At 67.3% G+C, this 23,993-nt stretch carries 27 protein-coding genes; 8 read left to right on the forward strand and 19 right to left on the reverse strand.

Features of this window, described 5'->3' with window-relative positions; translation table 11 throughout:
• Positions 1–76 precede the first annotated feature (76 nt).
• From ispF to carD, 3 genes are read right to left on the reverse strand one after another with little or no spacing between them, the layout of a single operon-like run.
• Positions 77–553, reverse strand: coding sequence for a 2-C-methyl-D-erythritol 2,4-cyclodiphosphate synthase (ispF, locus tag AC5Y4N_RS03620; protein ID WP_499907184.1), 477 nt, complete (start codon positions 551–553; stop codon positions 77–79).
• On the reverse strand, positions 550–1,215 hold the full coding sequence (gene ispD, locus AC5Y4N_RS03625) for a 2-C-methyl-D-erythritol 4-phosphate cytidylyltransferase (protein WP_499907186.1): 666 nt from the start codon (positions 1,213–1,215) through the stop codon (positions 550–552). Before ispD ends, ispF begins: the two co-directional genes overlap by 4 nt.
• Before the next feature lie 27 nt (positions 1,216–1,242).
• Positions 1,243–1,731 (reverse strand): RNA polymerase-binding transcription factor CarD, encoded by a 489-nt coding sequence (gene carD, locus AC5Y4N_RS03630; protein WP_011731020.1) that lies wholly within the window; start codon positions 1,729–1,731, stop codon positions 1,243–1,245.
• 317 nt (positions 1,732–2,048) lie between these two features.
• On the opposite strand from carD, the gene AC5Y4N_RS03635 reads away from it, so the two are divergent.
• Genes AC5Y4N_RS03635 through disA form a run of 3 tightly spaced genes read left to right on the forward strand, consistent with a single transcriptional unit; the run spans position 2,049 to position 5,164 of the window.
• On the forward strand, positions 2,049–2,615 hold the full coding sequence (locus tag AC5Y4N_RS03635; protein WP_499907189.1) for a copper chaperone PCu(A)C domain-containing protein: 567 nt from the start codon (positions 2,049–2,051) through the stop codon (positions 2,613–2,615).
• Between the two features lie 33 nt (positions 2,616–2,648).
• On the forward strand, positions 2,649–4,055 hold the full coding sequence (gene radA / locus AC5Y4N_RS03640; protein WP_499907191.1) for a DNA repair protein RadA: 1,407 nt from the start codon (positions 2,649–2,651) through the stop codon (positions 4,053–4,055).
• Entirely contained in the window at positions 4,052–5,164 is a 1,113-nt protein-coding gene (disA, locus tag AC5Y4N_RS03645; protein ID WP_499907193.1) for a DNA integrity scanning diadenylate cyclase DisA, read from the forward strand. Before radA ends, disA begins: the two co-directional genes overlap by 4 nt.
• 7 nt (positions 5,165–5,171) lie before the next feature.
• Here the strand turns inward: disA and AC5Y4N_RS03650 are convergent, their stop codons facing one another.
• Both AC5Y4N_RS03650 and AC5Y4N_RS03655 read right to left on the reverse strand, forming a co-directional pair.
• The gene (locus AC5Y4N_RS03650) at positions 5,172–5,945 is read right to left on the reverse strand and encodes a hypothetical protein (RefSeq protein ID WP_499907195.1); all 774 of its coding nucleotides are present in this window, start codon (positions 5,943–5,945) and stop codon (positions 5,172–5,174) included.
• 60 nt (positions 5,946–6,005) lie between these two features.
• A complete protein-coding gene (locus AC5Y4N_RS03655; RefSeq protein WP_499907197.1) occupies positions 6,006–6,638 on the reverse strand; it encodes a carbonic anhydrase in 633 nt (210 codons plus the stop codon).
• Between the two features lie 37 nt (positions 6,639–6,675).
• On the opposite strand from AC5Y4N_RS03655, the gene AC5Y4N_RS03660 reads away from it, so the two are divergent.
• The gene (locus AC5Y4N_RS03660) at positions 6,676–7,608 is read left to right on the forward strand and encodes an iron-sulfur binding domain-containing protein (protein WP_499907200.1); all 933 of its coding nucleotides are present in this window, start codon (positions 6,676–6,678) and stop codon (positions 7,606–7,608) included.
• Here the strand turns inward: AC5Y4N_RS03660 and AC5Y4N_RS03665 are convergent.
• On the reverse strand, positions 7,557–8,543 hold the full coding sequence (locus AC5Y4N_RS03665) for a GlxA family transcriptional regulator (RefSeq protein ID WP_499907202.1): 987 nt from the start codon (positions 8,541–8,543) through the stop codon (positions 7,557–7,559). The genes AC5Y4N_RS03660 and AC5Y4N_RS03665 overlap by 52 nt on opposite strands.
• Before the next feature lie 71 nt (positions 8,544–8,614).
• Between AC5Y4N_RS03665 and AC5Y4N_RS03670 the strand changes: the two genes are divergently transcribed.
• Entirely contained in the window at positions 8,615–8,869 is a 255-nt protein-coding gene (locus tag AC5Y4N_RS03670; protein WP_499907204.1) for a hypothetical protein, read from the forward strand.
• Here the strand turns inward: AC5Y4N_RS03670 and AC5Y4N_RS03675 are convergent.
• The gene (locus AC5Y4N_RS03675) at positions 8,843–9,625 is read right to left on the reverse strand and encodes an alpha/beta fold hydrolase (protein WP_499907206.1); all 783 of its coding nucleotides are present in this window, start codon (positions 9,623–9,625) and stop codon (positions 8,843–8,845) included. The genes AC5Y4N_RS03670 and AC5Y4N_RS03675 overlap by 27 nt on opposite strands.
• On the opposite strand from AC5Y4N_RS03675, the gene mhuD reads away from it, so the two are divergent.
• Positions 9,624–9,941 (forward strand): mycobilin-forming heme oxygenase MhuD, encoded by a 318-nt coding sequence (mhuD, locus tag AC5Y4N_RS03680; RefSeq protein WP_499907209.1) that lies wholly within the window; start codon positions 9,624–9,626, stop codon positions 9,939–9,941. The genes AC5Y4N_RS03675 and mhuD overlap by 2 nt on opposite strands.
• Positions 9,925–11,283 carry a serine hydrolase gene (locus tag AC5Y4N_RS03685; protein ID WP_499907495.1) on the forward strand — a complete coding sequence of 453 codons (1,359 nt, stop codon included), beginning with the start codon at positions 9,925–9,927 and terminating at the stop codon, positions 11,281–11,283. Before mhuD ends, AC5Y4N_RS03685 begins: the two co-directional genes overlap by 17 nt.
• 16 nt (positions 11,284–11,299) lie before the next feature.
• Here the strand turns inward: AC5Y4N_RS03685 and AC5Y4N_RS03690 are convergent, their stop codons facing one another.
• The 7 genes from AC5Y4N_RS03690 to lysS all read right to left on the reverse strand — a co-directional run bounded on the left by AC5Y4N_RS03690 (position 11,300) and on the right by lysS (position 18,222).
• Positions 11,300–11,845 (reverse strand): histidine phosphatase family protein, encoded by a 546-nt coding sequence (locus tag AC5Y4N_RS03690; RefSeq protein WP_499907211.1) that lies wholly within the window; start codon positions 11,843–11,845, stop codon positions 11,300–11,302.
• Positions 11,842–12,579, reverse strand: coding sequence for a CbtA family protein (locus AC5Y4N_RS03695; RefSeq protein WP_499907213.1), 738 nt, complete (start codon positions 12,577–12,579; stop codon positions 11,842–11,844). The genes AC5Y4N_RS03690 and AC5Y4N_RS03695 overlap by 4 nt, the downstream gene beginning before the upstream one ends.
• Before the next feature lie 3 nt (positions 12,580–12,582).
• Complete coding sequence (locus tag AC5Y4N_RS03700; protein WP_499907216.1) at positions 12,583–12,804, reverse strand: CbtB domain-containing protein; 222 nt, start codon at positions 12,802–12,804, stop codon at positions 12,583–12,585.
• Positions 12,805–12,967: 163 nt separating this feature from the next.
• Positions 12,968–13,402, reverse strand: a complete 435-nt coding sequence (locus tag AC5Y4N_RS03705; protein ID WP_499907218.1) for a YbjQ family protein — start codon at positions 13,400–13,402, stop codon at positions 12,968–12,970.
• 75 nt (positions 13,403–13,477) lie between these two features.
• Positions 13,478–16,000, reverse strand: a complete 2,523-nt coding sequence (gene clpC1, locus AC5Y4N_RS03710) for an ATP-dependent protease ATP-binding subunit ClpC (protein WP_499907220.1) — start codon at positions 15,998–16,000, stop codon at positions 13,478–13,480.
• Positions 16,001–16,257: 257 nt separating this feature from the next.
• The gene (gene lsr2 / locus AC5Y4N_RS03715) at positions 16,258–16,596 is read right to left on the reverse strand and encodes a histone-like nucleoid-structuring protein Lsr2 (protein WP_499907222.1); all 339 of its coding nucleotides are present in this window, start codon (positions 16,594–16,596) and stop codon (positions 16,258–16,260) included.
• Between the two features lie 120 nt (positions 16,597–16,716).
• On the reverse strand, positions 16,717–18,222 hold the full coding sequence (gene lysS / locus AC5Y4N_RS03720; protein WP_499907224.1) for a lysine--tRNA ligase: 1,506 nt from the start codon (positions 18,220–18,222) through the stop codon (positions 16,717–16,719).
• A 155-nt stretch (positions 18,223–18,377) separates the two neighbouring features.
• Here lysS and AC5Y4N_RS03725 point away from each other — a divergent pair, with 155 nt between their 5' ends.
• Positions 18,378–19,613 carry an alanine racemase gene (locus AC5Y4N_RS03725; protein ID WP_499907227.1) on the forward strand — a complete coding sequence of 412 codons (1,236 nt, stop codon included), beginning with the start codon at positions 18,378–18,380 and terminating at the stop codon, positions 19,611–19,613.
• A gap of 94 nt (positions 19,614–19,707) precedes the next feature.
• Here the strand turns inward: AC5Y4N_RS03725 and AC5Y4N_RS03730 are convergent, their stop codons facing one another.
• From AC5Y4N_RS03730 to AC5Y4N_RS03750, 5 genes are all read right to left on the reverse strand, one after another.
• A complete protein-coding gene (locus AC5Y4N_RS03730) occupies positions 19,708–20,523 on the reverse strand; it encodes a type III pantothenate kinase (RefSeq protein ID WP_499907229.1) in 816 nt (271 codons plus the stop codon).
• Between the two features lie 2 nt (positions 20,524–20,525).
• Positions 20,526–20,930 carry an aspartate 1-decarboxylase gene (gene panD / locus AC5Y4N_RS03735; RefSeq protein WP_499907231.1) on the reverse strand — a complete coding sequence of 135 codons (405 nt, stop codon included), beginning with the start codon at positions 20,928–20,930 and terminating at the stop codon, positions 20,526–20,528.
• Positions 20,930–21,865, reverse strand: coding sequence for a pantoate--beta-alanine ligase (gene panC / locus AC5Y4N_RS03740; protein WP_499907233.1), 936 nt, complete (start codon positions 21,863–21,865; stop codon positions 20,930–20,932). The genes panD and panC overlap by 1 nt, the downstream gene beginning before the upstream one ends.
• Positions 21,855–22,817, reverse strand: coding sequence for a Rossmann-like and DUF2520 domain-containing protein (locus AC5Y4N_RS03745; RefSeq protein WP_499907235.1), 963 nt, complete (start codon positions 22,815–22,817; stop codon positions 21,855–21,857). Before AC5Y4N_RS03745 ends, panC begins: the two co-directional genes overlap by 11 nt.
• Before the next feature lie 78 nt (positions 22,818–22,895).
• The gene (locus AC5Y4N_RS03750) at positions 22,896–23,972 is read right to left on the reverse strand and encodes a DUF6779 domain-containing protein (protein ID WP_499907237.1); all 1,077 of its coding nucleotides are present in this window, start codon (positions 23,970–23,972) and stop codon (positions 22,896–22,898) included.
• Positions 23,973–23,993 lie beyond the last annotated feature (21 nt).

A 23,993-nucleotide genomic window follows, 5' to 3' on the forward strand; every position in this document is an offset into this window, starting at 1 on the left:
GGCGGGAGGTCGAGCCGATGGGGCGGCCGACCCGACAGCCTGAGCGCGATCGGTCACGACGTGCCAGCTTACCGGCCTATTCGTCGGCGATGACCAACGCTGTCGCGATCGCGGCCAAACCTTCACCGCGACCGGTCAAGCCGAGCCCGTCGGTGGTCGTCGCCGACACCGACACCGGCGCGCCCAAGAGATCCGACAGCAGCTCCTGCGCGCGCTGCCGGTGTGGACCGACCTTCGGCCGATTCCCGATCACCTGCACCGCGGCGTTGACAGGCCGAAAACCCGCGCTGGCCAGCTCACCTCGCACATGCCCCAGCATCTGGGCGCCTGTCACTTCGGCCCAGCGCGGATCGTCGACACCGAAGACAGCGCCGATGTCACCCAGGCCCGCGGCCGACAGCAGCGCGTCGCACAACGCATGCACGGCGACGTCACCGTCGGAATGGCCGCTGCACCCGTCGGCGTCGTCGAACAGCAATCCCAGCAGCCAGCACGGCCGGCCCGCTTGCACGGGATGCACATCGGTGCCCAGACCCACCCGCAAGCCGGTCACGCCTGTCTCCCCACCACTGCTTCCGCCAACAGCAGATCCAATGCGGTGGTGATCTTGAAAGCCAGCGGATCGCCGTCGACGACGTGAACCCGCGTCCCGATGTTTTCGGCCATCGACGCGTCGTCGGTGAAATCGGCCGTCTCGGCGCGTTCGTACGCGCGCAGCAGCAGTGCGGTGTGAAAGCCCTGCGGCGTCTGCACTGCCCGCAGCCCGGCCCGAGCCGGCGTCGCGATCACGTCTCCGTTGGCGTCGACGGCCTTGATGGTGTCGGCCACGGGAAGGCCGGGAACCACTGCCTGACAGCCGTCCCGCAGGGCGTCGACGACTCGTGCGATCAACGCAGGCGGGGTCAGCGCGCGGGCAGCGTCGTGAACCAGCACAAATTCCGGCTCGCCGACCGCAGCCAGCGCACGTCGCACCGATTCTGTGCGGTCCGGCCCACCGGCGACCACCGTCGCGTCGGCGCCGAGGATCAGCTTCGCCTCGTCGGTGCGATCGGCGGGCACTGCGACGACGACCGCGTCGACCACTTGCGAGTTTCGCAGGCCGTCGAGGGTCCGTTCGAGCAGCGTCCTCCCCGCGAGGTGAACGAATGCCTTGGGTCTGCCCGCTCCAAGCCGCTCGCCAGAGCCTGCGGCCGGGACGACCGCAACCGTGGTCATCGGCGCCGCCTAGTGGGCGACATGCCGTCAGGAGGCGGCGGCCAGAACCTCGTCGAGGATGGTTTCGGCCTTCGCGTCGTCGGTGTTCTCCGCCAGCGCAAGCTCGCCGACGAGAATCTGGCGGGCCTTGGCCAGCATCCGCTTCTCACCCGCCGACAGGCCGCGCTCCTGGTCGCGGCGCCACAGGTCGCGTACGACCTCGGCGACCTTGTTCACGTCGCCGGAAGCGAGCTTCTCCAGGTTGGCCTTGTAGCGACGCGACCAGTTGGTCGGCTCTTCGGTGTGCGGTGCCCGCAGCACCTGGAAGACCTTGTCCAGACCTTCCTGGCCGACCACGTCGCGCACACCCACATACTCGGCATTATCCGCGGGTACTCGAACTGTCAGGTCACCCTGGGCAACCTTCAAGACGAGATATTCTTTCTGCTCGCCTTTGATGGTCCGGGTTTCGATCGCTTCGATCAACGCAGCACCGTGGTGTGGATAGACAACGGTGTCTCCGACCTTGAAAATCATCTGTTTCGAGCCCCTTTCGCCACTCCATGCTAACACGGGCCTGTGACACGGGTTGAACAACGGTGCAGGTCAGGGCCACCTCGGCTGAACATTGGGGGTTGACAGACCTGCGAATACATGCTTGCCGACGGCTGCCGCGACAGCCAGTGACCTGCACCGCAGGTAGCCGTCTCGAGTGGCGCCGACCACCCGCCGGCGCCGATTGTGGCCCGCCCGCTTCGCAGTCGAAAACCGACCTACTACTGTGCATAGTCGAACAGTGGCGGCCAGGTGCCCGGCCGAAATCCGTGCCAGTTCATGCCGACCAGGAGGCATTAGTGAACCTCTCCACCACCCGCGGATCCGTGTTCGGCTTCGCCGCTGCGACGCTGATCGCCACGACGCTGACCGGCTGCGGTGCGGGCCAGCAGTCCCAGACTGCCACCCAGGAACCTGCGGTCAACGGCGCCAGCGCGAGCGTCGGGGACATCGCATTGCGCGACGTGCGCATCCGCGCCGACCAGAACAGTGCTGCGGTGCCGCCCGGAGAGACCGTCGATCTGCTGTTCGTCGCCGGAAACCAGTCGGCTACCGAGAGCGACCGACTGGTCAGCATCACCTCCGATGTCGGGTCGGTGAAGCTCAGCCCGTCCGACCCAGAGGTACCGGCCAGCCGCTCGCTGATCGTCGGCAAGCCGGAGGGTCCGGAGGCCGAGGAGCTGCAGGCTGCGACCAAGGCGATCACCGCGACCGCGACCGTGACGCTCGACAAGCCGGTCAGCAATGGCCTCACTTACGAATTCGTGTTCAAGTTCCAGCGCAGCGGCGAGGCGAAGGTGGCGGTGCCAGTGACCGCTGGCGAGAGGACGCCGCGCCAGCAAGGCCCGGCCGGAGAAGGTCACTAGCGATCTGTCGGACCCGCCCGATACCTTCTCGGCGTGGCCAAGACGCGCACCCAATACCGCTGTTCAGAGTGCCGGCACGACTTCGCCAAGTGGGTGGGCCGGTGTCCTGAGTGCGGCACGTGGGGCACGGTCGACGAGGTGGCCACGCTGGCCGGTGGGCGCGCGCAGCGCTCGACGAGCCCCGGCTCACCCGCGGTGCCGATCACGTCGATCGCCGCGGACATCACCCGCCACCGTCCCACCGGGGTCGACGAGCTCGACCGGGTCCTGGGCGGGGGCGTGGTGCCGGGATCGGTGACGCTGCTCGCCGGTGAACCGGGGGTCGGCAAGTCGACACTGCTGCTGAGAGTCGTCCACCAATGGGCCAGCGGCGGCCAGCGAGCGCTGTACGTCTCCGGCGAGGAATCGGCCGGGCAGGTCAGAATGCGCGCCGAGCGCACCGGCTGCAGCCACGACCAGGTGTATCTGGCCGCGGAGTCGGACGTCGACAACGTGCTTGCGCACATCGACGCTGTGCGCCCGAGCCTCGTGGTGGTCGACTCGGTGCAGACAATGTCCACTACCGACGCCGACGGCGTCACCGGCGGCGTGACCCAGGTGCGGGCTGTCACCACCGCGCTGATGGCGGTGGCCAAGCGCAGCGGCGTGGCGGTCGTCCTCGTCGGCCACGTCACGAAAGATGGCGCGATCGCGGGTCCTCGAACGCTGGAGCACCTGGTCGACGTCGTGCTGCATTTCGAAGGCGACCGGCAGTCGATGCTGCGGATGGTGCGCGGTGTGAAGAACCGGTTCGGCGGGGCCGACGAGGTGGGCTGCTTCCAGTTGCACGAAGGCGGCATCGAGTGCGTCGCCGACCCGTCCGGCTTGTTCCTCGACCAGCGTCCGGAACCGGTGCCGGGCACCGCGGTCACAGTCACGCTCGACGGCAAACGCCCGCTGATCGGCGAGGTGCAGGCGCTGCTCGTGCAATCGTGCGGCACCACGCCCCGGCGGGCGGTCAGCGGCATCGACCCGTCGCGTGCCGCAATGATCAGCGCCGTGCTGGCTAAGCGGTGCAAGATGCCGACGCTGCTGCTCGCCGACATCTACCTGTCCACCGTCGGCGGCATGCGCCTCACGGACCCGTCGTCCGACCTGGCCGTTGCTCTGGCCATGGCTTCGGCGTGCCGCAACACCCCGCTGCCGTCCTCGGTGGTGGTGATCGGCGAGGTCGGTCTCGCTGGTGACCTGCGGCGAGTCACCGGAATGGAACGCCGCCTCGCCGAGGCCGCTCGGCTGGGTTTCACCACGGCGCTGGTGCCGCACGGTGTCACAGCGGCGCCCGAGGGAATGTGCGCGCTGCCGGCCAAAACCATCAACGGCGCGCTTGCGTTGCTGGGTGAGATTACGGTCAAGGAACCAGCACAGACACCGAAGGACGACAGGCCGCATTGGCTATGACCACGCCGGACCGCAGCAACAACACCAAGGCGCCGTTGGTGCACCCGGCGCTTCGCGAGACGCTGCGCCGGCTAGCGCCCGGCACGCCGCTGCGCGACGGGCTCGAACGAATCCTGCGGGGCCGCACCGGTGCACTTATCGTGCTGGGCTACGACGAGCGGGTCGAGTCGATCTGTGACGGTGGCTTTTCACTGGACGTGCGTTTCGCGCCCACCCGGCTGCGGGAGCTGTCGAAGATGGACGGCGCGTTGGTGCTGTCCTCCGACGGCAGCCGCATCGTTCGGGCCAATGTGCAGCTGGTTCCCGACCCGTCGATCCCCACCGACGAATCGGGAACCCGGCACCGCTCTGCGGAGCGCACCGCGATTCAGACAGGCTATCCCGTTGTCTCCGTTAGCCATTCGATGAGCATCGTGACGGTGTACGTCGCAGGTGAGCGGCATGTGATGGCCGATTCGGCGACCATCCTGTCGAGGGCCAACCAAGCGGTGGCCACCCTGGAGCGCTACAAGTCGCGCCTCGACGAGGTGAGCCGCCAACTGTCCACCGCCGAGATCGAGGATTTCGTCACGCTGCGCGACGTGATGACCGTCGTCCAGAGGCTGGAAATGGTCCGGCGCATCAGCCTCGAGATCGACGAGCACGTCGTCGAGCTCGGCACCGACGGCCGCCAACTCAAACTGCAGCTCGAGGAACTCGTCGGCGGCAACGACTTGGCCCGCGAGCTGATCGTGCGCGACTACCACGCCAACCCCGAGCCACCGACGGCCGAACAGGTGGCCTCCACGCTCGACGAGCTCGACCAGCTTTCTGATACCGAGCTGCTGGACTTGACCGCTCTGTCGAAGGTTTTCGGCTATCCATCCACGGCGGAGGCGCAGGACTCACCGATGAGCCCACGCGGATACCGGGCAATGGCCGGAATCCCGCGGCTGCAGTTCGCACACATCGACCTGCTGGTGCGCGCGTTCGGGTCGCTGCAAGGGCTGCTCGCCGCCAGCGCCGGCGACCTTCAGAAAGTCGAGGGCATCGGCGCGATGTGGGCGCGGCACATCCGGGAAGGCCTTTCGCAGCTGGCCGAGTCGACGATCGCCGACAGGCTCGGCTGAACCCCGCTCAGCCGGCTGGCGGCGCCTGGACCGGCCCGGGCTGCCCGGGAACGGGTTGGCCCTGGGCGGGAGGTTCGTTCTGCGCGGGTGCGGGCGCGATGATGAACGGCACCGGAGCCGAGCGCAGATTGCCCAGCTGCACGACGAGGTTGTAGGTGCCTGGCCCGATCGGCTGACGCGGCAGCGGGCACTGCGGCGCCGAACCCATGCCGGTCCACGTCACTTCGGTGGTCACCTGCTCGCCCGGGCTGAATTTCTTGACCAAAGTCTCGTTCGACGGCGCGCAGTCCAGGTTGGACCACAGCCGCTGGTTGTCCAACGAGTAGACGTAGGCGGCCAGCACAGCGGCGCCGACGTCACGCTGGCATGCCACCAACCCGATGTTGGTGACCACCATCGTGAACTTCGGCTGCTCGCCGAAGACGTACTGCGGCTGGCTGGTGATGCCCTTGACGGCCAGCGTCGAATCCGGGCAGTCGTCACCGTCCTTCAGCACCGGCGGCGGCATGACAGCCGCTGTGGGCGTCGGATTTTGGACCGGCGGCGGAGGCAGCGGCGTGATCGGCGACTTCACCTCCGGCTGCGGATTGGGCGCTTGGGAGGCGGGCACGTCTGAGGGCTTGGCCGCCGGTTTGGTGTCCGGGCCGGAGCCGTTGCTCAGCACAGTGAACACGACGGCGACGAGGATGCCGATCACGACGACCGCGATGCCGCCAGCGAGAGCGCGGCGTCGCCAGTAAATCTGCGCCGGCAGCGGGCCCTGCGGTTCGAGATCCAGCACGTTCTCACGGTAAGGCCAGGTCACCGCGAGCCGTCCGACGTGACTCGGCGTGTCGCCCGGCTAACTTCCCGCGGGGTACTCGCCGATCTCGCCGACGCTGTGGCGCAGCACCACCCGACCATCGGCGAGGTGATACGTCACCCCGACGATCGCCAGGTCGCCGGTCGGGATCCGCTCCAGGATCGTGGTCGACCGGCTCAGCAGCTGCGCGGCGGTCTCGCGCACGTGGTGTGCCTCGAACTCGTCTACCTGCTGCAGACCTTCCCGGCGCCCGGTCAGCACCGACGGCGTGACCCGTTCGACGAGGTCGCGGACGTATCCGCGCGGAATCACGCCTTCGTCGAGGGCATTGAGAGTCGCCTTCACTGCGCCGCAGCTGTCGTGACCGAGCACGACGATCAGCGGCACCTCGAGGACCGACACGGCGTATTCGATCGAGCCCAACACAGCTGAGTCCAGGACGTGGCCCGCGGTCCGGACCACGAACATGTCACCGAGTCCCTGGTCGAAGATGATCTCGGCGGCCACCCGGCTGTCGGAGCAGCCGAACACCACCGCAGTCGGTCGCTGGCCTTCAGCCAGGCTGGCGCGATGCTCGACGCTTTGGCTGGGGTGCGCGGGCTTGCCGGCGACAAAGCGCTCGTTACCCTCCTTGAGTGACTTCCAGGCGGACGCGGGATTCGTGGTCGGCATGCGTGACATTGTGCCCTGCGACCGTCCGGAACGGCAGATGACCGTCGACAGTGTCGAGTTGATCGGCTGGTATGAGGTGGCTCAGCGCGATCTGCCGTGGCGACGGCCGGGCGTGAGCCCCTGGCAGATTCTGGTCAGCGAGGTCATGCTGCAGCAGACCCCGGTGGCGCGGGTGCAGCCGGTCTGGGAAGCGTGGGTGCGACGGTGGCCGACGCCGTCTGCGACGGCGGCGGCCAGTGCAGCCGATGTGCTGCGGGCGTGGGGCAAGCTGGGCTATCCGCGCCGTGCGAAGCGGCTGCACGAGTGCGCGACGGTGATTGCCCGCGACCACGACGACGTGGTGCCCGACGACGTCGAAACCCTGCGCACGCTGCCGGGAATCGGCGAATACACCGCCCGTGCCGTCGCGTGTTTCGCCTACGGACACCGAGTTCCGGTGGTCGACACCAATGTCCGCCGGGTGTTCGCCCGTGTGGTCCACGGCATCGCCGACGCTGCCGCGAGCAGTCGCGATCTCGCCGACGTTGCCGCGATACTGCCTGAGAATGCCAGTGCGCCGACCTTTTCCGTGGCGTTGATGGAGCTTGGTGCAACGATCTGCACCGCCCGCGCACCGCGCTGCGGCGTGTGCCCGCTTAGCGGCTGCGCGTGGCGAGCGGCGGGCCGACCGCCTGCCGAGGCGCCGGTGCGTCGTCCCCAGGCCTACGCCGGCACCGACCGGCAGGTGCGTGGCAGGTTGCTGGATGTCTTGCGCGCCAACGACTTTCCGGTGTCACGCGGACAGCTGGACCTCGCGTGGCCGACGGATCCGGCGCAGCGCGATCGTGCTCTGGAGTCTTTGTTGGCCGACGGGCTGGTGGAGCAGACGGCCGACGGTCGTTACGCGCTTGCCGGCGAGGGCACCAAAAGCCTTGCTGATCAAGCGGATTTCTCGCACGAGGCATCCGGACAGGCGAACCTGCGCCGGTAATCCGACGGGGTGAGCCCGACCAGCCGGCGGAAATGGTGGCGCAGCAGGGTCGCGGTGCCGAAGCCGCACCGCTCGGCAATGCGGTCGATGTCAAGATCGGTCTCCTCCAGCAGCTGCCTGGCGTAGAGCACCCGCTGTTCGGTCACCCAGTGCATCGGCGTTGTGCCGGTCTCCTCCACGAACTTTCGCGCGAACGTGCGCGCCGACATGTTGGCGCGGCGTGCCATCGAAGCCACGGAGTGCGGCTTGTCGAGATTTGCGAGGATCCAGTCCAGCTGCGGCGCGAACCCCGGCGAGCAGCTGGTCGGCACCGGCTGCGAGATGAACTGGCGCTGACCGCCGTCGCGCTGCGGGGGCACCACCATCCGGCGCGCGATGATGTTGGTGATCTTGCTGCCGAGTTCCCGACGGACCAGGTGCAGACACGCGTCGATACCCGCGGCCGTGCCGGCACTGGTGATCAAGTTGCCGTCGTCGACGAACAGCACGTCGCGGTCGACATGCGCGGTCGGATAGGTGCGCGCCAGCTCGTCGGCGTGCATCCAATGCGTCGTACATCGGCGCCCGTCCAGCAGCCCGGCCGCACCGGCGACGAACGCGCCCGAACAGACGGTCAGAATCGTCGAACCCGATTTGGCGGCGGCGCGCAACGCGGCCAGCGCCTCGCGCGGGTATGGCTCTGGTCCTTCCGCGGGGTGCACCGCGGGCACCGCAACGAGGTCGACGCCGATGAGCCCGTCCAAGCCGTGATCGGGAATGACTTTCGCGCCGACTGACGTTTCCAGTGGCTGCCCGGGCTGCGGCCCGCACACCCGGAAATCGAAGTTGGGCACTCCGTCGGATTCGCGGTCGACACCGAATACCTCGCAGATGACCCCGAACTCGAAGATTGACAGCTTCTCGAGAATCAACACCGCGACCGATCTCAATGCCATGGCAGTATTTTAGCGCAATACGTCAGTGCTGCCACTGTTGGCGGAATGTTGAGTAGCGCAAAGTTACTGCCATGACCGCTGTGCTCACGTTCTCGATCCTGATGGCGCCGTTCGTCGTTGCGGTGGTACTGGGCTGGGCGGCGCACCGCTCGAGCGAGTTGCGCGTCGGCATGGAGCAGTTCCGGGTGTCGGCGCCGATGCGCGGCCGGTTGTCGGGCGACAGCTCCGACGCTTACCGCATGCAGCACGAGCTCGATGCCATCCGCACTCGCTTCGAACGGCAGCCGTCATGGCCGGCGTCAGGGGCGCTCGGCGAGCGTCGTTAGAAACGCGGTGACGGCGTCGCGGAACTCCCGTGGCGCCTCGTCGTGCACCAGGTGGCCCGCGTGGGGAACGCGGAGATAGTCTGCGCGCTCGGCCATCTCACGCATCCGCAGCATCTGTCCCGGCGGCGTCACGGAGTCGCCGGCCTCGATCAGCAGCACCGGCGCCTGTACGGCCCGCCACGACTGCCAGTAGTCGCGCGTTCCCCACTCCGCGGCGATCTCGATCCAGCGCTCGACGTGGCCGTGCAGCCGCCACCCGGTCGATGTGCGGTCGAACGCGTCGAGGAAGTACTGGCCGGCCACCGGCCCGAACTCGTCCAGCACGTCTTGTGCGGAGCCGAACTCGACCGGCAGTGCGTGCAGCCACGGCTCCCACGGCCCGGTGGTACGGCCGCGGAAGTCCGGAGCCATGTCCTCGATCACCAGCGCAGCCACCAGCTCGGGGCGCTCGGCGGCCAGGCACCAGCCGTGCAGCCCACCCATCGAGTGGCCCACCAGCGTGACCGATTCGCCCACGGACGCCACCGCATCTCCGAGCTCGGCGACGAACCGCTCGGTGCTGATCGGATGCGGGTCGACGACGTCGCGGCCGCGATGCCACGGCGCGTCGTAGGTGTAGACGCGGCCCAGTTCGGTGAGCCACGGGACCTGGCGCCGCCACGTGTTGCCCCGGCCCATCAGGCCGTGCAGCAACACCAGTGGCCGCCCGTGGCCGCCGCGGAAGGTCAGCATGGCCGCACGGTAGCCTGAGCCCATGGCCGTGGTGAAGATCAATGCAATCGAGGTGCCGCCGGACGCCGGCCCCGAACTCGAGAAGCGATTCGCCAATCGGGCGCACGCCGTCGACAATCAGCCCGGGTTTCTCGGCTTTCAGCTGCTGCGGCCGGTGAAAGGCGAGAACCGCTATTTCGTGGTGACGCAGTGGGAGTCTGAAGAGGCGTTTCAGGCCTGGGCCACCGGGCCTGCGGTTCATGCCCACGCCGGTGAACGGGCCAACCCGGTGGCGACGGGCGCGTCTCTGCTGGAGTTCGAGGTTGTGTTGGACGTTGCGGGGTCTGGCACCAAGTCGTAGCGCGAGCCGGGCGGCAGCGTCGCTGGCCGCGGTGGCCGTCGCCCTGGTATGCAGCTGTTCGACGCCGTCCGCGTCGTCCGGCGTCACCAGCAGTACTGCCGGCGTGCCGATCAACATGAACACCCCGCCGGGGTTCCGCGCCAAGCAGACCGTCGACATGCTCAACTCCAACTGGCCGATCGGACCGGTCGGAGTGGCAACGCTGGCCGCCCCGGACATGGTCAACAGCGTGCGCGACACCATGGAGAACCTCTGGTGGGAAAGGCCGTTCACCGTGTCGGGGGTGGACTACAAAGCCGGGCGCGTCAAGCTTCATCTGGTCAACTCGTTCGGCGCCGGCCAGGACATCGACATCCACACCGACGAGCACGGAATGGTCGACCAGTTCCACGCCGAACTGCAGCAGCCCAAGATCAACGACTGGGCCGACGTCGACGCCGAGTTGGCCAAGTCCCGGGCGCGCTACTCCTACCAGGTGTCCAAGGTCGTCGATGGTCGCTGCGAGAAGGTTGCCGGCACGAACACTGGCCAATCTTTGCCGCTGGCATCGATTTTCAAGCTCTATGTGCTGCACGCAGTCGCAGACGCTGTGAGCGCCGGCAAGCTGTCATGGGACGACACGCTGACGATTACGTTGCGCGCCAAGGCCGTTGGCTCGTCGGGTCTGGAAAAGCTGGCACCGGGCGCGCAGGTTTCGGTGCGCACCGCGGCGGAGAAGATGATCGCCAACAGCGACAACATGGCAACCGATCTGCTGATCGACAAGGTGGGTACCGCCGCGGTGGAACGGGCGCTGGTCGCGGCGGGTCATCACGACCCGGGCAGCATGACCCCGTTTCCCACCATGCACGAGTTGTTCTCGGTCGGCTGGGGTGAGCCCGATCTGCGTGAGCAGTGGCGCAGCGCTGTCGACACCGGCCAGCCGCAGGCCCGAGCGCAGCTGCTGGCGCAGACGAATGCCCGCCCGTATCAGCCGGACCCGGAGCGCACACATTCGCCCGCCTCGGCTTACGGCGCGGAGTGGTACGGCAGTGCCGAAGACATCTGCCGGGTGCATGCAGCGCTACAGACGCACGCCGTCGGGGCCGCCGCACCGGTGCGTGACATCCTCTCGGCGATCCCCGGAATCGACCTGGATCGGCGGCAGTGGCCCTACATCGCGGCGAAGGCCGGAAATCTGCCTGGAGACTTGACTTTCAGCTGGTACGCCGAAGACGACCACGCCCGGGCGTGGGTGGTCAGTTTCCAGTTGAACTGGCCACGGTTCCACGGTCCCAGCGCCGGAGCGTGGCTGATATCGATCGCCAAGCAGGTGTTCGCGATGCTGCCGCGACAGCCGTGAAATCGGTGGACTTCCGCTAGAGCAGGCGCAGCGTCCAGCCTTGGCCCCGGAAGTTGATCTCCGTGCGGCTGACCGGCCCGATATTGATGCGCCAGAACGACTTCGGCGGCGCATCGAGAGCCAACAGGATTGCCGCCCGTATCACGGCGGGATGAGTTACCGCGACAACCCGCGACGGAGTCAGCGAGCCCAGCCAACCGGCTACCCGCGACAGCAGATCGGTCACCGACTCGCCGCCGTGCGGCGCACTGGCCGGATCGGCCTGCCATAGCGCCAGCTGGTCGGCCGGCACGTCGGTGAGCGTCTTGCCGCGCCAGCGGCCGTAATCCAGGTCGGCGAGCCGCGGATCGAGGCTGGGGTCCAAGCCGAGCAATTGCGCGGTCTGCCGACACCGCCGCTCCGGCCCCGACCAGACATCGAATTGCGTTGCGAGACATGGAGCTAACGGCTCTGTCTGCCGGCGGCCGAGCTCGTTGACCGGCTCGTCGACCGGAAATCGCCCGGCTGCCGTCGCATCGGTCATCGCGTGCGACACCAAGGTCAGCCGAACGACTTGGCTCACCGTGCGGGGCTCGGCGTCCGTTCCATCTTCGGCTGTTCGGTCAGCATTCGGGCGCTCAGCGACGCGAACACCACACCGATGGTGAGCCACATGACCAGCTGGGTGCCCATGGAGTGAAGCCGGAAGTCGTACAACGCGTCAGCCGGGAAATCGCTTGGCGTTTCGGCGATGTCGGGCATCACCGTCATCACGCCGGCCATCACGGCCAGATACGCGCAGACGGCGATCAGCGTCGCGCTCCACTGGCCGTACCGCGGCAGCAGGCGCCGCCCCAGCCACACCGCGCCGATCGCGCACAGCGCCGACAGCACCACCATCAGCAGGTACAAGCCGGAGCGCTCGCGGATGGTCTCCTCCAGACTGGTGGCCGGCGGATTCGGCGGATACTTCAACCAAGGCACCAACCCGGCCACACCAAAAGCGCACGCCGCCAACGTCATTGACAACGCGCGCGGGCCCAGGTCACCGACACGGCCATACGTCACCACGAACGCGACGGCAAACAGCGCGCCCATCGCCACTGCGAATGCGACGACCCCGAAACCCATTCCGATGTTCTGTTGCACCGCACGGGTGAACAACTCCCCGCCCTGGTCGTGGCCGACCATGTGCGCGTCTTCGAAGGCAATAGCCCGCCCGATGGAAGGCTCGACGAACGCGCGGGCGAACAGGTAAGCCATCACACCCGCGATAGCGCCCGCGACGAGGCCGCGGGCTATGAGCTGCTTTTCCACGCCTTAATGGCAGGGGAAGCCGAGCAGATGGCGTGCGTCGTGCAAAAATTCGTGCACGTGGCTGTCGCTGCCGAAGATCGAAACCGCGCCCTGGTCGAAGCCGACGAAATAGACCACCAGCAGAGCCAGAAACACCGTGCCTGCCAGCCACAGAGCGGCTCTGGCAGCGGACAGGTCAATGGCCCGCACCTTGGTGGGTGCCGGGCGAGCGTCGGTTGATGCCATGTCACATTCCTTTCGGGATCGAGCGTCCCGTGAGCGGACGAGGTGACGGACGTCGGGTCTGACTGTAAACAGTGGCGCGACCGTTCTGGAGTCTCACCAGATTCCTCAGCCCATCAAGTACAAAGGGCAGCTTAGGGGCGAGGGTGCCAGGGGTCAACGACGCCTACCGCGGGCCGTAGGGCTGCGGCTGCTGCCCGGCCGGCGGTCCCGGAGTGTGCGCTTGCTGCGACTGTGGGCCGCCGTAACCCAGCTGGCTCGCCGTGTACTTCGCAGAGTCGGTGACAGGCACGGCTTGGACGGCGGTGCCGTACGCGCAGATCTCGGTCCAGGTGTCGCCAAGCTCGGTGGTGTCGAACCGCATGCCGATGATCGCGTTGCCGCCGCGAGTGCGGGCCTCGGCCATCAGCCGGTTCATCGCCTCGTTGCGGCTGTCCGCCAGGTTCTTCGTCATGCCTTGCAGCTCGCCGCCGAACATGGACTTGAAGCCTGCGCCGATCTGAGAGAACGCATTACGCGACCTGACGGTGAGCCCGAACACCTCGCCGCACACCCGCTGGATCTCCCAGCCGGGAAGGTCGTTGGTGGTGACAATCAGCACGCGCGGAGCGTATCGCGCGACACGCGATTTCGGCGCGCAAACCGTAGCTGAGCGTAGGTTTGCGCGCCGAATTCGCTACTCCGCTCCGGCCTGCGCCAGGTCCGGCTCGGCGTCCTTTGCCGGCTTGCGAGTGCCGGTGAAGGTGAACACCGCGTCTTCGCCGGAGCCTTCGCCATCCCAGTTGTCCACGTCGACCGTGACGAGCTGGCCGGGTCCGACCTCCTCGAAGAGGATCTTCTCCGACAGCTGGTCCTCGATCTCCCGCTGGATCGTGCGACGCAGCGGCCGCGCGCCCAGCACCGGGTCGAAGCCGCGCTTGGCCAGCAGCGCCTTCGCCTTCGGCGTGAGCTCCAGCGCCATGTCCTTGCTCTTCAGCTGCTTCTCGACACGGCCGATCATCAGGTCGACCATCCGGATGATCTCGTCTTGAGTCAGCTGGTGGAAGACGATGACGTCGTCGATGCGGTTGAGGAACTCCGGGCGGAAGTGCTTCTTGAGCTCGTCGTTGACGCGCTGCTTCATCCGCTCGTAGTTGTTCTCGCCGCCACCCTGGCTGAAGCCCAGGCTGACCGCCTTGCTGATGTCGGCGGTGCCCAGGTTCGACGTGAAGATCAGCACGGTGTTCTTGAAGTCGACCGTGCGACCCTGGCCGTCGGTGAGCCGGCCGTCTTCGAGGACCTGCAACAGGCTGTTGTAGATCTCCTGGTGCGCCTTCTCGATCTCGTCGAAGAGCACCACCGAGAACGGCTTGCGCCGCACCTTCTCGGTGAGCTGGCCGCCCTCTTCGTAGCCGACGTAGCCCGGAGGGGCGCCGAACAACCGCGACGCGGTGAACCGGTCGTGGAACTCGCCCATGTCGATCTGGATCAGCGCGTCGTCGTCGCCGAACAGGAATTCGGCCAGCGCCTTCGACAGCTCGGTCTTACCGACACCGGACGGGCCGGCGAAGATGAACGAGCCCGACGGACGCTTGGGGTCCTTCAAGCCGGCGCGAGTGCGGCGGATCGCTTTGGAAACAGCACGGACGGCATCCTCCTGCCCGATGATCCGCTTGTGCAGCTCCTCCTCCATGCGCAGCAGCCGAGTGGTCTCCTCCTCGGTCAGCTTGTACACGGGGATACCGGTCCAATTGCCCAGCACCTCGGCGATCTGCTCGTCGTCGACCTCCGCGACGACATCCAAATCGCCTGAGCGCCACTGCTTTTCACGCTCAGCGCGCTGTGCCACGAGTTGCTTCTCGCGGTCGCGCAGTGCGGCCGCCTTCTCGAAGTCCTGCGCGTCGATCGCGGACTCCTTCTCGCGGCGCGCCTCGGCGATCTTCTCGTCGAATTCGCGCAGGTCTGGCGGCGCGGTCATCCGCCGGATCCGCATCCGGGCACCGGCCTCGTCGATCAAGTCGATGGCCTTGTCCGGCAGGAACCGGTCGTTGATGTAGCGGTCGGCCAGCGTGGCGGCGGCCACCATCGCGCTGTCGGTGATCGAGACGCGGTGGTGCGCCTCGTAGCGGTCACGCAGACCTTTCAGGATCTCGATGGTGTGCTCCACCGTCGGCTCGCCCACCTGCACCGGCTGGAAGCGGCGCTCCAGGGCGGCGTCCTTCTCGATGTACTTGCGGTACTCGTCGAGCGTGGTCGCGCCGATGGTCTGCAGCTCACCGCGGGCCAGCTTCGGCTTCAGAATGCTGGCGGCATCGATTGCACCCTCGGCGGCACCGGCCCCGACGAGCGTGTGCAGCTCGTCGATGAACAGGATGATGTCGCCGCGCGTGTTGATCTCCTTGAGCACCTTCTTCAGGCGCTCCTCGAAATCACCGCGGTAGCGCGAGCCGGCCACCAGAGAGCCCAGATCCAACGTGTAGAGCTGCTTGTCCTTCAGCGTCTCGGGGACCTCGCCGTGCACGATCGCCTGCGCAAGACCCTCGACGACGGCAGTCTTGCCGACGCCGGGCTCGCCGATCAGCACCGGGTTGTTCTTGGTGCGCCGGGAAAGCACCTGCATCACCCGCTCGATTTCTTTCTCGCGGCCGATGACCGGGTCGAGCTTGCCCTCCATGGCGGCCGCGGTCAGATTGCGGCCGAACTGGTCGAGGACCAGGGATGTCGACGGGTTGCCGGACTCGCCGCCGCGGCCTCCGGTGCCGGCTTCCGCGGTCTCCTTGCCCTGGTAGCCGCTCAGCAGCTGGATGACCTGCTGACGCACCCGTGTGAGCTCAGCGCCGAGCTTCACCAGCACCTGGGCGGCGACGCCCTCGCCTTCGCGGATCAACCCGAGCAGGATGTGCTCGGTGCCGATGTAGTTGTGGCCGAGTTGCAGCGCCTCACGCAGCGACAGCTCCAGCACCTTCTTGGCGCGCGGCGTGAACGGGATGTGGCCCGACGGCGCTTGCTGACCCTGGCCGATGATTTCCTCGACCTGGCTGCGGACGCCCTCCAGCGAGATGCCGAGCGACTCCAGCGACTTCGCGGCGACGCCCTCACCCTCGTGGATCAGCCCGAGAAGGATGTGCTCGGTCCCGATGTAGTTGTGGTTGAGCATCCTGGCCTCTTCTTGAGCCAGGACGACAACGCGGCGTGCGCGATCCGTAAATCTTTCGAACATCGGTGGTTACCTGCTCTCCCTCACCAGTGAGTACGCGGATCGATTGAGTGATCCCGAATACCCGCTGTCCACTCTAATGGCCTGTGGCCCGGGCCGCCCCACCCATGGGAGCCAGCCGATTGCGGTGCGTCTCTCGTTACAGGAGGTAGAACGCTGCGGCGCGCTGATTCGTTTCCTCCCCGCGTCCCACCCTATTCGCCCCTAGCGAAAGAGCCGACGCGGTGTCGGCGGAAGAGAGGGTCAGGTGACGGCCGAAATTACGTGGCCGCGTGGAACGCGTCGATGATGTCGGCCGGGATGCGGCCGCGGGTCGACACGTTGTGGCCGTTGCGGCGGGCCCATTCCCGGATCGCTGCGCTCTGCTCGCGGTCGATCGACGCGCGGCCACGACCGGAGCCGGACCGGCCCCGACGACGTCCGCCCACTCGGCGGCCCTTTTCCACCCAAACCTTCAGATCGTCGCGCAGCTTCTTGGCATTCTTCGATGACAGATCTATCTCGTAGGTCACGCCATCGAGGCCGAATTCTACGGTTTCGTCAGCAGGTGCTTCGCCGTCGAAATCATCAACCAACGTAACGGTTACTTTCTTGGCCATTATCTACATTGCTCCTTACTGAACATTGCGGCCTCGCGGTGCTGCGGAAGTCTACTCCGGCATACTAATCTGCCATGAATCGGTGTCGTCAGCCAACGCCGACTTCGTTACCGCAGAGGTTCAGTTCTGATGCCGGCGAACAATCGGGAACAATACCGTCTCCCGAATTCCGAGCCCGGTCAATGCCATCATGAGCCGGTCGATGCCCATTCCGGTGCCGGTGGTCGGAGGCATGGCATACTCCATCGCCGCCAGGAAATCCTCGTCGAGCACCATCGCCTCGTCGTCACCCGCGGCCGCGTCGCGAGCCTGCGCCTCGAACCGCTGACGTTGCACCACCGGATCTACCAATTCCGAATAGCCAGTTGCCAACTCGACGCCACGAACGTACAAATCCCACTTCTCGGTGACCCCCGCCACACTGCGGTGCTGCCGGGTGAGCGGGGTGGTTTCCACCGGGTAGTCACGCACGAACGTCGGCGCATACAAGTTGTTTCCGACGGAATGCTCCCACAATTCTTCGACGAGCTTGCCGTGCCCAAACGGCCGATCAGTCGGGATCTCGATGCCCAGTCTTGTCGCGATGCCGACAAGATCCGGTACGGGCGTCTCGGGGGTAATGACCTCACCCAGCGCTTCAGACAACGACGGGTACATTTCGACGGACGCCCATTGTCCGTCGATGTCATACAGAGTGCCGTCGGCGAGCGTCAACTGCCGCGTGCCGAACACTTCGTCGGCAACTTCCTGAATAACTTCGCGGATCATCACGGCCGAATCGTCGTACGTGCCATAAGCCTGGTAAGTCTCCAGCATCGAGAATTCCGGCGAATGTGTGGAATCTGCGCCCTCGTTTCGAAAGACCCGGGACAGCTCGAAGACCCGCTCGAAGCCGCCGACCACGCAGCGCTTGAGAAACAACTCCGGGGCAATACGCAGGTACAACTCGGCGTCCATCGCGTTCGAGTGGGTGACGAACGGTCGGGCGGCGGCTCCGCCGGCCAGCGTCTGCAGCATCGGCGTCTCGACTTCGAGGAAGTCGCGCCGGTGCAGCGCGTTGCGCAGGGCACGGACTACGGCGACACGCTGACGCGCCACGGCCCGCGCTTCGGGCCGCATGATGAGGTCGACGTAGCGCTGCCGCACACGTGACTCTTCACTCATCTCCTTGTGCGCCACCGGCAGGGGCCGCAGCGCCTTGGCCGCCATCTGCCAGGAGTCGGCCAGCACCGACAGCTCGCCCCGGCGTGAACTGATCACTTCGCCGTGGACGAACACGATGTCACCGAGGTCGACTTCCGACTTCCACCGGTCCAGAGCTTCTTGCCCGACGCTGGCCAGGCTGACCATGGCCTGCAGCTGCGTTCCGTCGCCTTGCTGCAGCGTGGCGAAGCACAGCTTGCCCGAGTTGCGGGCAAACACCACACGGCCCGCGACGCCGACGATCTCGCCGGTGGTCGCATCTGCGGGCAGATCGGGATACTTGTCGCGGATCTGGCGCAGGGTGTGCGTGACCGGCACGTTGACCGGATACGGATCGTGGCCCTCCTCGAGCAGCCGCTCGCGCTTGGCCTGCCGGATCCGGAACTGCTCCGGTAGGTCGGCTTCGCGGGGCTCTGGACTCACGACCAGCGAGCTTAGGTCATCGACCCGTTACGGAATGGGCGGGCTGGCGTCGGTCCGAGAGCGTCACACAGGAGGCAGGGCCATGGTCGAATCGTGGTCATGAGCCATCAGCCTGCGACTGTGCCGGGCGACCACCTGACGTCTCGGTAAGCGACATGGACATCGACGCGGCCGCGGTGTCGGCGCTATCCGGTGAGTCCGTGGATTGGCGGTTCAAGGGATTGCCGCCGTCGTGGGCCGGCCGCACCGTGGGGCAGGTCTGCGCCGACCGCCCGGTGCTGTTTCACGACGGCCCGGTGGGGCCGGTGTGCGTGCTCAGCGCGGACGGGTTGGCTCACAATGTTGCGGCGATGGCGGAGTGGTGCCGCCGCGCGGCGGTGGCGATCGCCCCGCACGGCAAGACGCATATGGCGCCGCAGCTGTTCGCCCGTCAGCTCGGTGCCGGCGCGTGCGCGATCACAGTGGCGACGATCAGCCAGGTGCGGGTGTGCCGTGCGTTCGGTGTCCGCAATGTGATCCTGGCGAACCAATTGGTCGATGTCGGTGGATTACGTTGGCTGGCAGACGAATTGGCACGTGACGCGGAATTCGGCTTCGTGTGTTGGGTGGATTCGGTGCCCGGGGTGCGGGCCATGGCGGCCGTATTGGCGACGTGCGTGACGCGGCCTGTGGAGGTCTGCGTGGAGATCGGAATGCCGGGCGGACGCACCGGATGCCGCAGCGCCGGCGAAGTAGACGAGGTCGCCCACGCGGTGATCACATGCCCGCAGCTGCGGCTGGTCGGCGTCTCGGGATACGAAGCGGCGGTTGGCCATGACGTCAGTCCGCAGGCGCTGGCGCGGGTAGGCGACTTCCTCGCCGAGATGCGCGCCGCGGTGCTGCGGCTGACCTTCGAAACCGACGAGGTGCTGGTAACCGCCGGCGGCAGCACCTATTTCGACTTGGTCGCCGAGGCGCTGACGGACTGGCCGAGCGGACTCACGGTACGCACGGTGATCAGAAGCGGCGCGTACCTGACGCACGATCACGGGCTGTACCGGCGCACCTCGCCGCTGACTCGCGGCGGTCAGTGCGGCTTTGTGCCCGCGATAAGCGTTTGGGCGCAGGTAATTTCGACGCCGGAGCCCGACTTGGCAGTGCTGGCCATGGGCCGCCGCGACGTGTCGTTCGACCAAGAGCTGCCGGTGCCGCTCGCGCTTGCCGACAGCCACGTCACCCGGCTCAACGACCAGCACGCGTATCTGCGGCTCGGGGGCGGCGGTCGTGTGCAGGTGGGCGACTGGCTGGAGTTCGGAATATCGCATCCCTGCACGGTTTTCGACAAGTGGCAGCTGATCCCTGTGGTCGACGCCGACGGCCGGGTGGTCGAGTTGATCCGGACGTTCTTCTGACGCTCACCTCGGTGCCGCGAGTGTGCACTGTGGTACGCCCAGCACCGGCGCGTCGATGCACAGACACGCACGCTCGCGAAAACCGGGGTGAGGGTCAGCGGGCTTGGCGCAGCTTGCCGCGCTGACTGTCGCGGTTGCGCTCGAAGACCAACCGCAGCCCCTCGAGCGTGAGATGGCGGTCGTAGTGCTGCACCGTGTGCATCGCGGGCAGCAGGAGCGGCGCGATGTGACCGGTCGCCACCACGGCGACGCCGTCGCCCGCGAAGCCGTCGACGTCCTCGCGGATCCGCTGCACGAGCCCGTCGACCAGCCCCGCGAACCCGAACACCGCTCCGGCCTGCATGCACTCCACCGTGTTCTTGCCGACGACGCTGCGCGGACGGGTCAGCTCCACGCGACGCAACGCCGCCGAGCGCGACGCCGCTGCGTCCGACGACACCTCCACGCCGGGAGCGATTGCTCCACCTAGGAATTCGCCCTTCGCCGACACCACGTCGACGCAGATCGACGAGCCGAAGTCGACGACGATCGCGGCGGTGCCGTACTTCTGATAGGCGGCAAGGCAGTTGACGATCCGGTCGGCGCCGACTTCCTTGGGGTTGTCGACGAGCAGCGGAATGCCCGTGCGCACACCGGGTTCGATCAGCACGTGCGGCACCTGCGGCCAATATTGGTCGAGCATCTCGCGCAGCTCGTGCAACACCGACGGCACCGTCGACAACCCCACCGCACCGGTCAGCCGTTCCGAATCGTCACCGATCAGCCCGTCGAGCGTCAACGCCATCTCGTCGGAAGTGGCCTCCGATTCGGTGCGAATTCGCCAGTGCTGCGCCACCTTTGCGTGCCCACCCGAACCGGTGATCAGGCCGACCACGGTGTGGGTGTTGCGGACGTCGATGGCGAGGAGCATGGCTACCGCGGCGACACCAAGTCGAAGTCCTCGGGCACGAAAGCCGGATCACTGCCGAGGTCCACCTGCTTGTTGGCGGAGTCGACGAACACGATCCGCGGCCGGTATTCGCGGGCCTCGGCGTCGGTCATGGTCGCGTAGGCGATCAGGATCACGATGTCACCGGGATGCACCAGATGGGCTGCCGCGCCGTTGATCCCGATCACACCGCTGCCGCGCTCACCGGTGATCGCATAGGTGACCAGCCGCGCGCCGTTGGTCACGTCGACGATCGTCACCTGCTCGCCTTCGAGCAGATCGGCGGCGTCCATCAGGTCGGCGTCGATAGTGACCGATCCGACGTAGTGCAGGTCGGCCTGGGTCACGGTGGCCCGATGGATCTTCGACTTCAGCATGGTCCGTAACATCAGTTCCTCCAGGGCAATTCGTGGTGGTCGTCCGGACCATCCGGGGAATGCCCGTCGGTGCCACCGATGTCGATTGCGATGTTGTCGATGAGTCTGGTGTCGCCGAGCCGCGCGGCTACCAGCAGCCGGCCCGGGCCGCGGGACGGAGCGGGTTCCAGTGCGGGCCCGCGCACTTCGAGGTAGTCGACCTCGAGGGCAGGCACCTCGGCCAGCACCGCGCGGGCCGCGTCCAGCGCCGCCTCCACTCCACCGGATGCCGCATACATCCCGGCCAGCAGCGCCGACGAAAGAGCACCGGCCAGTTCGCGATCCGCCGCGGACAGATAGCGGTTGCGCGACGACAGCGCCAGCCCGTCGGCCTCGCGTACGATCGGCACACCCACGATCCGCACGTCGATGTTAAGGTCGGCGACCATCTGCCGGATCAGCACCAGCTGCTGGTAGTCCTTCTCGCCGAAGAACGCCCGGTCTGGCGCGACCGCCTGCAGCAGCTTGAGCACCGCGGTGAGCACACCGGCGAAATGCGTTGGCCGCGAAGCACCCTCGAGCTCAGCACCCAGCGGGCCGGGCTGCACCGACGTACGCGCGCCGTCGGGATACATGGCCTCGACGCTGGGCGCGAACACCACCTCGACGCCCTCGCCGCGCAACAGCTCCAAATCCGCGTCCAGAGTGCGCGGGTACCGGTCGAGGTCTTCGCCGACGCCGAATTGCAACGGGTTGACGAAGATCGACACCACCACCACCGAGCCCGGCACCCGCTTGGCGGCCCGCACCAACGCGAGATGGCCGTCGTGCAGCGCACCCATAGTGGGTACCAGCATCACCCGCCGTCCGGTCTGCCGCAACGCACGGGTTACCTCACCCACGGCCTTGGGCGTCTCGTAGACGTTGAGCTGACCGGGGTGGAACTTCTTCGCCAGGTTAGTTGTCACCGCACCCTGCCCGATCGCCTGAATTGCTCAGTGCCGCAAAGACTTCCTCAGGGGCATGCGCGCGTTGCGCGGTGCGCAGCGAGTTGCTGCGGTACGCCTCGGCGAGCAGAGGGTCGACCTCGGCCAGGGCACGCAGATGCGCGGCGACGGCGGCGGCGTCGCCGCGCGCCACCGGGCCGGTGAGCGCAGCCTGGCCCCGCTGCAGCGTGTTCTCCACTGCCGCACGGGTCAGCGGACCGATCACGCGTTCGGCTATGCCCCCGGGTGCGTCGTCGACGAGTTGCTGACCCAACAGTTCCTGGCCCCACAGCGCAGCACGCAACGCTTCCAACGCATCGGCGACCACCGTGACGACGTGATTGCTCGCATGCGCCAGCGCGGCGTGGTACAGCGTGCGGGCGTCCTCACGCACCCGGAACGGTTCGCCGCCGATCTCGAGGACCAGCGATTGACCGATCGCATAGCCGGTGTCGTCGGCCGCGGTGATGCCGAAGCAGGTGTCCGGCAGCCGGGCGAGGTCTTCGTCGGACCCGGTGAACGTCATAGCGGGATGAACAGCCAACGGCAGGCAACCTTGCTCGGTGAGAGGCGCCAGCACGCCGATTCCGTTGGCGCCCGAGGTGTGCACGACGATGGTGCCTGGCCGCACGGCGCGCGTGGCCGCCAGCCCGGACACCACACTGGTGAGTTCGGCGTCGGGCACCGCCAACAGCAGCAATTCGCCACGCCCGGCCACTTCGTGCACGGGCAGCACGGCGCTGTCGGGCAGCCGACGGGCGGCCCGCTCCCGCGACGCGTGCGACACCGCGCTGCAGGCGACGACCACGTGACCGGCCCGCTCCAGCGCCGCGCCCAGCGCGCTGCCGACCCGGCCGGCGGAGATGACGCCTACCGAAAGTCGAGCCGGACGCAATGGGTCGTGGGGCCAGCCGTCAGCGGGGGGCTGCTCCATCGCAGGGAACCTCGCAAAGTTTCCGAAAGTCGTTCCGGTCCTGCCAGGCGGGTACCGGACGGTCCCCCACAGGGTATCTCAGTCGTCGCGGCGCCTGCGACGGCCGCCCCCGGTGGGGCTGGCTCCGGCCTGCAGCCGCGCCAGCAGTTCTGCGACGGACTGGCCCTGGCCCTCGCCGTGGTGGCCGCCGCTGCGCGGAGCATCGTCGGACCCGCCGTGCCGAGCCGACGGCTGCTGCGGTTCTGGCTGCGACGCCGTTGTGGCGTGCCGCGCCGACGGCGTGCCGCCGTCTGTGCTCCCAAGGTGCCGGCCAACGGCAGGCTCCGCCGGAGTCGAGGGCGGCACCGGAGCTGCTGAGACGCCGTTGCCGGCCGTCCAGCGACTGCCCGGCGTGCCGGGCGGCAGCCACTGCCCTTCGGCACCCACCGGTCGCCAGGCGTCCGCGCGCGTGCCGTGCCTGCCCGCCGTCGTGGGCGCCACGGGTTCGGGCGGCACCCATGCAGGCGCGCCGGGCTCGGCAGCGACTTGCTGCTCCTCGGGCTCTGCCGGTTCCTCCGGGACGTCGATGATCGCGTTCTCGCTACCGTCCTCAGGGTCTTGGTGCGGCGATGCGACGAATCTCGGGATGTTCTTCCCAGGATCGGTGACCTCTGTGTCGCGCTGCCAGTCGCTGTAAGCCTTCACGGTGGTGCGTTCCGGCTCCTCCAAAGCCGGCCGATGCGACAGGTCCGCGTCGAACAGCAGCTCCAGGTTGGCGCGCAGGGCGGCAAGCTCGGCCCGCAGCGCGGCGACTTCGTCGGCGGCCTGTGCGCGTAGTTCGGAGGCGAGTTCGCGGCGCAACTGTGACTCGACTTCCAGCTCGTACTCACGCCTGGCGGAGATCTCGCGGTCCAGCTGAAGGTCGTAGACCAGCTTGAGGTCGCGAGCCTTGGCCCGGTCCAGATCGCTTTGCCTGCGGTAGATCACCGACACGAACGCCGCGATCGCGGCCGCCCACAGCGAAAGGATCACGGCCAGCTTCAGCAGTTCGACGCGGTCGGTGAACACCAGCGCGGAACTGGCCGCAATGGCCAGGACAAGCAACGCCGTCAGAAGCAGCCAACCCGGCCTGCGGCCGCTGCGCCGGGACCGGGCGCCGCGGCTCAGATCGGTCATGGGCGGAACTGTACCCGCCGA

The sequence above is a fragment of the Mycobacterium sp. NGS19 genome (assembly GCF_059813155.1).